Here is a 1,427-nt window from a genome sequence, read left to right as displayed (position 1 = left end):
TACGACTGCGAGCATCGTGACTGCGCCACCACCTGGGGTCTGACCCTTGCTTATGACCGGCCCTGCGGGTGCCCTCGCGTTGACGTGTCGGCCCCGGGTGGTGGCGTTCACCAGGCTGCTGGCCGGGTGGGCAGTGACCTGATAGGAGCCTGACTCGACCAGGGCCTCATCGCAGTCCTGTCCGCCCACTCCGGCCAGCTGAGCCATGGACAGCCCGCCCGGAAAGTGCGAGAGAGGATCCACAGCCCGATGCCCAGCATGCAGCTTCGGCGTGACGATGTCATCGTCGGCGTCGACACCCACAAGGACAACCACGTAGCGGTCGCGATCGACGGCTTTGGCGGCCGGCTCGGCGACATCGTCGTGCCCACCACCATCGCCGGGTTTGAGGAGCTCCTCGCCTTCTGTCTGGCCTTCGTCGGGTCGGCCGGTCGGCTGATCGGGTTCGGCGTCGAGGGCACCGGCTCCTACGGGGTCGGCTTGGCGCGCTACCTGCGCAACCACGGTCACGACGTCCACGAGATCGCCCGCCCAGCACGGGCCGCGGAACGTCGACTCGCAGGGAAGAACGACACCATCGATGCCGAGCACGCTGCACGCCAGCTACTGGCTGGGCACGGGCTGTCGACACCCAAGACCGCCGACGGCGCGGTCGAAACGATCAGGCTGGTCAAGATCGCCTACGACGGTGCCGTTCAAGCGCGGACAACCGCGATGATCACGCTCAAGGCGACCCTCGCGACCGGGAGCGAGGCGTTGCGGGCGGAGCTGGAGACGCTCACCGACCACAAGCTGATCCTCGCGTGCGCGGCGCTGGAGGGTCCGACTCCACTGCCGCCCGTGCGCCGTGGCGCACCTGCCGTTGTTGTGCCGGGCGACCCGGATGTGGCGATGCGACACGTGCTGTCCTCGATGGCGAAGCGTTGGCTGGCGCTGCACGAGGAGGCCAAGGCTCACGCCGCATCACTGAAGGCACTCACTGCGGCCGCTGCGCCCCAGCTCGTCGAGGCCGTCGGCGTCGGCTACGACACTGCGGCACAGATGCTGATCACCGCCGGCGACAACGCCAACCGGATCAAGTCCGAGGCAGCGTTTGCCAAGATGTGTGGCGCGTGCCCGATCCCGGCTGGATCCGGCAAGACCAACAGCCGGCACCGTCTGTACCGCGGCGGGAACCGGCAGGCCAACGCCGCGCTGTATCGCGTGGTCATCGTGCGCATGCGCTGGCATCAGCCGACGATCGACTACGTGGCCCGTCGCACCGCCGAGGGCATGTCGAAGCGGGAGATCATCCGGTGCCTGAAGCGGTACCTCGCTCGCGAGCTCTTCCGCCTGCTGCCGGCCCCGGACGCCATCGCCAAGCCCGTTAATGGAGAGCTCGAAATCGCGGCCTGATCGACTTGACGATCTATAGGAGCATCAACGCC

At 67.8% G+C, this 1,427-nt stretch carries 1 protein-coding gene; it reads left to right on the top strand.

What is annotated here, in order from left to right; all coding sequences use genetic code 11:
* Positions 1–249 precede the first annotated feature (249 nt).
* On the top strand, positions 250–1,395 hold the full coding sequence (locus ACYVAG_RS17580; RefSeq protein WP_013599792.1) for an IS110 family RNA-guided transposase: 1,146 nt from the start codon (positions 250–252) through the stop codon (positions 1,393–1,395).
* Positions 1,396–1,427 lie beyond the last annotated feature (32 nt).

This window comes from Mariniluteicoccus flavus (assembly GCF_054776655.1).
Note: the sequence above shows the minus strand (reverse complement) of the source record. Positions and strands in the feature narration are given on the sequence as shown.